At 60.3% G+C, this 6,673-nt stretch carries 4 protein-coding genes and 2 riboswitches; of the genes, 1 reads left to right on the forward strand and 3 read right to left on the reverse strand.

From position 1 onward, the window contains the following. The 3 genes from JWR14_RS24300 to cobW form a co-directional block, all read right to left on the reverse strand. The coding region (locus tag JWR14_RS24300) for an AAA family ATPase (protein WP_299713195.1) at window positions 1–392 on the reverse strand (392 nt) is incomplete at its 3' end. Next, window positions 389–4,162 carry a cobaltochelatase subunit CobN gene (cobN, locus tag JWR14_RS24305; RefSeq protein WP_299713198.1) on the reverse strand — a complete coding sequence of 1,258 codons (3,774 nt, stop codon included), beginning with the start codon at window positions 4,160–4,162 and terminating at the stop codon, window positions 389–391. The genes cobN and JWR14_RS24300, both read right to left, overlap by 4 nt. Window positions 4,163–4,165: 3 nt before the next feature. Continuing rightward, window positions 4,166–5,254, reverse strand: a complete 1,089-nt coding sequence (cobW, locus tag JWR14_RS24310) for a cobalamin biosynthesis protein CobW (RefSeq protein WP_299713201.1) — start codon at window positions 5,252–5,254, stop codon at window positions 4,166–4,168. A gap of 170 nt (window positions 5,255–5,424) precedes the next feature. Then, a riboswitch (cobalamin riboswitch) is annotated at window positions 5,425–5,703 on the reverse strand. A 160-nt stretch (window positions 5,704–5,863) separates the two neighbouring features. After that, window positions 5,864–6,164: riboswitch (cobalamin riboswitch) on the forward strand. Window positions 6,165–6,327: 163 nt separating this feature from the next. Here cobW and JWR14_RS24315 point away from each other — a divergent pair. Further along, window positions 6,328–6,673: cobalamin biosynthesis protein (locus JWR14_RS24315; RefSeq protein ID WP_299713204.1), on the forward strand; the 346-nt coding region annotated here is incomplete at its 3' end.

Genomic DNA, 6,673 nt, shown 5'->3' on the forward strand with positions numbered 1-6,673 from the left:
TCACGTTCGATCACGTTCACGCCGCTCGCAGCTACATCGAGTAACTGATCCACGAGTTGATTGGGCAGCAGATTGACTTCATCGACGTACAACACCCCCTGATGCGCCTTCGCTATCAAACCCGGAGAAAAGCGCACGCCGCCGTCGCGCAACACAGCCTCAAGGTCTAGCGAACCGATCAACTGTTCTTCGCTCGCCCCCAGCGGCAAGGTCACGAACTGGCCTTCGGGCAGCAGTTCGGCGAGCGCACGCGCGGTAGTCGATTTCGCGGTGCCACGCGGACCGCTGACCAACACGCCGCCCAGCGCAGGATCGACCGCCGCTAATAAAAGTGCTTGCTGCAAGGGTCCTTGTGCGACCAATGCGGTAAACGGGAAGATGAATTCGCTCACGTTCGTTGCCCTTCGAGTTGCTGTTCGGCATCCAGCAGATGACGCTCGATCTGCTCCTGATATGCACCCGGACTGCCCCATAAGCCACTCTGCATCGCTTCGGTCAAACGCTCGCAGATCGAATGCAGCGCGTGAGGATTGTGCTGCTGCATGAACTCGCGCGTGTCTGCGTCGTTGACATAAGCGTCCGCAACAAGCGCGTACTGGTGATCGGATACGACTCGCGCGGTGGCGTCGTAACCGAACAGATAATCTACCGTTGCCGCGAGTTCCGACGCGCCTTTATAACCATGCCGTTTCACGCCGTCGATCCATTTTGGATTGACCACGCGCGAACGGATCACGCGTGATATTTCTTCCTGCAGGGTTCGGATGCGTGGCGCCGCGGGATTACTGTGGTCAGGGTTATACGCTTGCGGCTGGGCGCCCGAAAGGTGCCGCACGGCCGCGACCATGCCGCCCTGGAACTGGTGGTAGTCGTTCGAATCCAGCAGGTCGTGTTCGCGGTTGTCCTGGTTCTGCACCACCACGTCAATGGTCGACAAGCGCGCACCGAAGGTGTCGCGAGCCTCCACGCCATCGCCCTTTTGCGAATACGCATATCCGCCCGAGCTTTGAAAACCACGTGCGAGATCGGCGTCGTTTTGCCATTGCTTCGCGTCGATCATCTCCTGCAAGCCCGCGCCGTAAGCGCCCGGCTTCGTGCTGAACACGCGCCATCCCGCACGCAAGCGGGCTTCCTTCTCGTCAAGTCCTCGCGCCATATGTTCATCGCGTTCACGCATGATGCGCGCCCGGATCGGATTGAGGTCTTCGGCTTCGTCGTCGAGTTCGGCCACGGCTTGCACGGCCGCATCGAAGAGATGCATCAGGTTGGCGAACGCATCGCGGAAAAATCCCGAGACCCGCAGCGTCACATCGATGCGCGGACGGTTGAAAATGGTGATTGGCAGGACTTCGAAATCGGTCACACGATTGCTGCCCGCCGCCCACTTAGGCCGAACGCCGATCAGCGCCATGGCTTGGGCAATATCGTCGCCGCCGGTGCGCATGGTGGCCGTGCCCCATACCGATAAACCAATCGCGCGCGGGTAGTCGCCGTGTTCCTGAAGGTGACGCTCGATCAACAGATTGGCTGACTTCAGCCCGAGCGTCCACGCTGCGCGCGTTGGCACGGCGCGGGTATCGACGGAATAAAAATTGCGGCCGGTGGGCAACACGTCCGGCCTTCCACGCGATGGCGATCCGCTCGGGCCCGGCGGCACAAAACGCCCATCGAGACCGCGTTGAAGCTGCTTTAGCTCTTGAGGGCCACAAGCGTCGAGCCGCGCAAGCAAGTCGCCATTCAGGCGTGCCAGCACTTGCGATGTGTGAGGCCCCGCTGTATCTGATGGCCCCTCAAGCAACGACGTGGCGAGCAACTCGAGACGCTCGCGGGTGTCTCCATGATGACGCCACGGCGAGTCGATCACGTTTTCAAGTTCAGCAGGACGGGGACCTGTCCACGGCGCGCTCCAGTCGGCGTCGAGGGGATCGAATGCATCGCCCAAGTTCAGATCGCGAGCCAGCGCGGTAAGCACACTCGCGTTCGCGCCTTGTGCGTCACCGGTTGGATAACGACCGAGCGCAAGCAAGGTATCGCGGCGTTGCACGCCTTGAGGTGACGCGCCGAACACGTGCAAACCATCGCGGATCTGAGCCTCTTTGAGCTCGCATAAATACGCGTCGGCGCGTGTCAGTAACGCGTCTTCGGTATCAGCGTCGCGAGGTTTATCAAGTCCGAGTTCTTCATGCAAACTGTGCTCGACGATGCTTGCGAGAATCGTCTTGCGAAGGAGTTTTGCGCGGCGCGGATCGACCATCAATGCTTCGTAATACTCGTCGACCTGACGTTCCAGATCCTGCAACGGACCATAGTTTTCAGCGCGCGTGAGCGGCGGCATCAAGTGGTCGATGATGACCGCCTGCGCCCGCCGCTTCGCCTGGCTGCCCTCACCCGGGTCATTCACAATGAACGGATACAGGTGCGGCATGGCGCCAAGCGTCAGGTCCGGCCAGCATGAAGCGCTCAATGCAACGCTCTTGCCCGGCAGCCATTCGAGGTTGCCATGCTTGCCGACGTGAACGATCGCGTCCACGTTGAATCGCAGCCGCAGCCAGAAGTAAAAAGCGAGATAAGCATGCGGCGGCACAAGCTCCGCGTCGTGATAACTCGCGTAGTCGCCACGCTCACGCGAGCGCGCCGGCTGGATGCCGATGAACACATGCCCGCAGCGCCAGCCCGCGATCATGAAGCGGCCGTGACGGATCGTGGGATCGCTTTCGGGCGGACCCCAGCGCGTATTCAACTCCTTCTGGACCTTGTCCGGCAGCTTGGCGAAAGCATCGAGATAATCATCAAGCGACAGGCTTTGCAACGCGGGACGCAAGTCGCGAACCACGGGATCATTCGTCACGCCCGAGGTTAGCGCCTGCATCAGTGCGTCGCCGTCGGCGGGAATTTCATCTATTCGATACCCTTCTTGCGCGAGCATCGAAAGGATATTGACGACGGACGCCGGTGTATCGAGACCCACGCCATTGCCGATGCGGCCTTCACTCAACGGATAGTTCGCGAGTATCAGCGCAACGCGCTTTTCAGCGTTGGGCAGTTGCCGCAAGCGGCACCAGCGTTGACTCAACTCGGCCACGAAACGCACGCGTTCAAGGTCGGGTTGATAGCGCACAACGTCGACTTGCGTGATTTTGCATCGATACGCGAGCCCCTTGAAGCTGATCGCGCGCGTGATGATGCGGCCGTCCACCTCCGGCAAGGCGACATGCATGGCGACATCGCGTGAATTCAGTCCATGATTGTCCTTCAACCAGTCTTCGCGATTTCCCCCGCTAAGGATTACTTGCAGTACCGGCGCATCGCCCGCGAGTTCGAAAGGCACGGGGTCGCCTATCACGCCCGCAGCAAACGAGGTCGTGTTCAGCACCAGTGACACGGCGTGATCCGCGCAAAGCTGTTGCACGACCTCGCGACTCAACGGGTCTTTGAGGGACGCCATCGCGATCGGCAGCGGGTTGAGGCCCTGCGCTTCCAGGGCCTTGATCAACGCATCAAACACGTCCGTGTTGCCGGACTGCAAGTGAGCCCGATAGAACAACACCGCGACGACGGGGGCGCCGTGGACCCAGCGGTCCTTCCAGTCGTCAACGGTCGCGATCTGCCGCGCCGGATGATAGATTGCCACCGCAGGCAACGGGCTCGGCGCGTTCGCGTCCCGCCCATACCCTAACGCCCGAAACGCAATGCAACGAAGAAACTCCTCGGCATTTTTTGCGCCGCCCTCACGCAGATAACGCCAAAGCTGATCGCACAATGCGGGCTCGGCCGTGCTCTTCGCTACGAGGTTAGGATCTTCCTGCAAGTCCCCGGAAAACATCACGAGCATCTGGCCATTGCGGCGCGCGAGCGTGGTAATGCTCTCGATTCCGTAGGGCCAGTACGCTTCACCGCCAAGATGATCGATAACGATCACGCGTGCATGTTTGAGCACGTCATCGACGTAAAAATCCACCGACGCCGGTTGGCGCAAGAACGCCTGGTTCGCCAGCCGGATCGCCGGAAAATCCGCTTCCAGATTCGGCACGACGCTCGCTAGTAGTGAGAGCGTGGTGTCCGCAGAACTCAGCACGACGATGGGTGCCGGTGTCTGGTCGATACGCATGACGCCGGCTGCGTCGTCGACAAAACCGCCGGGCGTCGTGCGTAGCAGATGCATGGGTCAGGCCTGCACAGGTGTGTTGACGAGCGCTGCAGTCAGTGCTTGTTGCAGACGCGGCTGATCGAGATCTTCGCCAATCAACACGAACCGGCTGATTCCCTGGCTGGCCTCTTCAGCGGTCCAGCGGCGGTCGAAGTAGGTATCAAACCGCTGACCCACGCCCTGCACGACAAGCCGCATGGGCGTGCCCGGCAAAGCCGCGAAACCCTTCACGCGATAGATCGTGTTGGTATCAACCAGAGAGCGCAATGCCGCAACCACCGCCTCACGCGACTCGACTCGTGCTTCGACCACGACTGAATCGAAGTCGTCGTGGTGATGATCCGCGTGACCTTCGTCATCGACGGAACCATGATGGTCGACACGCAGATGAATCGTCGTTTCGGACGCTGCCTCGAGCCCGAGCAACGCATGCAGATCGAGCTGCCCCATCTGCGCCGGCACGATCTTGACGCCCGCCGGAATCTCGCCGCGAATCAGCGTTTCCACCGCTCGCTGCTGTGTTTCATCGATCAAATCGGTCTTGTTGAGAATCACCAGGTCTGCTGAAGCGAGTTGATCTTCGAACAACTCATGCAGCGGTGATTCGTGATCGAGGTTCGGATCGGCGCGGCGTTGTGCATCCACCGCTTGCGGGTTCGCCGCAAACTGACCACTTGCCGCAGCGGGTCCGTCGACAACCGTCACGACGGCATCGACGGTGAACGCATTCTTGATAGACGGCCAGTTGAACGCCTGCACGAGCGGCTTGGGCAACGCGAGGCCGGAGGTCTCGATCAGCACGTGATCAATCTGATCGCGCCGCTCGACGAGTTGCTCCATCACCGGGTAAAACTCTTCCTGCACGGTGCAGCAGAGACAGCCGTTCGATAGCTCATACAGATTCGGATGATCCGTGACGCTTTCATCCTCGCAACCGATGTTGCAGCCCTTCAGGATTTCGCCATCGATGCCCAGTTCACCGAACTCGTTCACGATCACCGCGATCCGCAGCCCTTTCGCGTTTTGCAGGATGTGCCGCATCAGCGTGGTCTTGCCGCTGCCGAGGAAACCCGTTACGACCGTGACCGGGATTTTGCGCATTTGCATCCATTGCTCCGTTTTATCGATTGGCTGCTTGCTGCCGGAATGCGTAGCCCTTTTGCGATTCACGCGAGCAATGAAATGCGCGCGCGAATATAACGATGCGGGACGGATATCCGAAAAAAGCATGGTGAAAAGTGTCGAGCGTATGCCGCATCCCCGCGACATCGTCCGCTTCAGTGTTGACTCGTTCCGGCCGGTATCCGGGCTGGCGAAAATGCCGCTTCACCTTCCCGCGTGGCATGGCCATGCAGTGGTCTTTCGAAGCCGGCTTTACCGCGCGGAGTAGCCTGAACCCGGCATGAACCGGGGTGAAAGCACGTCGCGCGATTTTCGCTTACCGTTGCGGGGGCAGCGCAGGTTGGCGTGGCCAGAGTTCAGGCAACGCTCCCTGCTTCCCGTTTAACTGCGCGCAGCAGAGACCGCGCGCGAGCACCAGAAAACTATCGCGAAGTCTAGGCTGATGGGGGATTAGCGTCAAGGTTTGAGCGGGGTACGAGTGGGGGCTAAGCCCCGCCCCCCTGATGAGCGATCTTGCCGCTGAGAGCGCAGAAAACCTGCTCTTCCTGGCGGTTTCAGCCTGTAAAAGCCCAGCGCAACCGACACCCGCTGTGCTATCTTTGGCCCGCGTCTGGTGCTCACGCGCGCTTTTCCCGCGCGCGTAGTTAAACGGGAAACAGGATGCACACGCGCGTATTTTCAAGGTTCAAAGCTTAAGACTTACGCTTGAAACCTGACGCGCCGTGTCGACAAAACCTGTGCTGTCCCCGCAACGGTAAGCGACCCGCGCGCGCTTCGACTGACTCTAGTTCGAACCGCGCGCCCATTTGCTCCATAGCCACTGCTCCGTCGAGCGGGAAGGCGAGCGGAATGGGGTTGCTCAGCCCGGATACCGGCCAGTCGCCAAGTGGCGCGCTCTAAAAGCGCGCCGGACGCCACATCCGCGAGGGACGGATGAAGGGCGCAATGCTTTTATCGACTGACATGAATCCAATTTTCCGGCGCTTGTGCCTGCCCTTGCGTCAATCGTACCGCTGGCTAAGCAGCGCGTTTTCAGCTTGCTTTAACCGAGCGCAATCATGAGCGCATGGGTCATCGGCATAGGCTGCCGGCGCGGCGTAAGCGTCGAACAGATTCATGCTGCCGTGTTCGCGGCGCTGGGAACGCGGCCGCTGGCGAGCGCTCGCGCACTGGCATCGATTGATAGCAAGAAAGACGAAACCGCACTACTCGAATTTGCCGCTCGCCAGGGTTTGCCGCTGCATTTTTTCTCGAAGCAAGACATTGCGCAGGTGGAAATCGACGCGTCGGAACGGGTTCAGGCGCTGCTTGGCATCGACGGTGTCTGCGAGCCCTGCGCGCTGCTGGCATCGCGCAATGGGCGCATCATCGTGCCAAAAACCGTGACCGATGGCGTGACCGTCG

The sequence above is a fragment of the Caballeronia sp. genome (assembly GCF_028292365.1).
GTDB lineage: Bacteria > Pseudomonadota > Gammaproteobacteria > Burkholderiales > Burkholderiaceae > Caballeronia.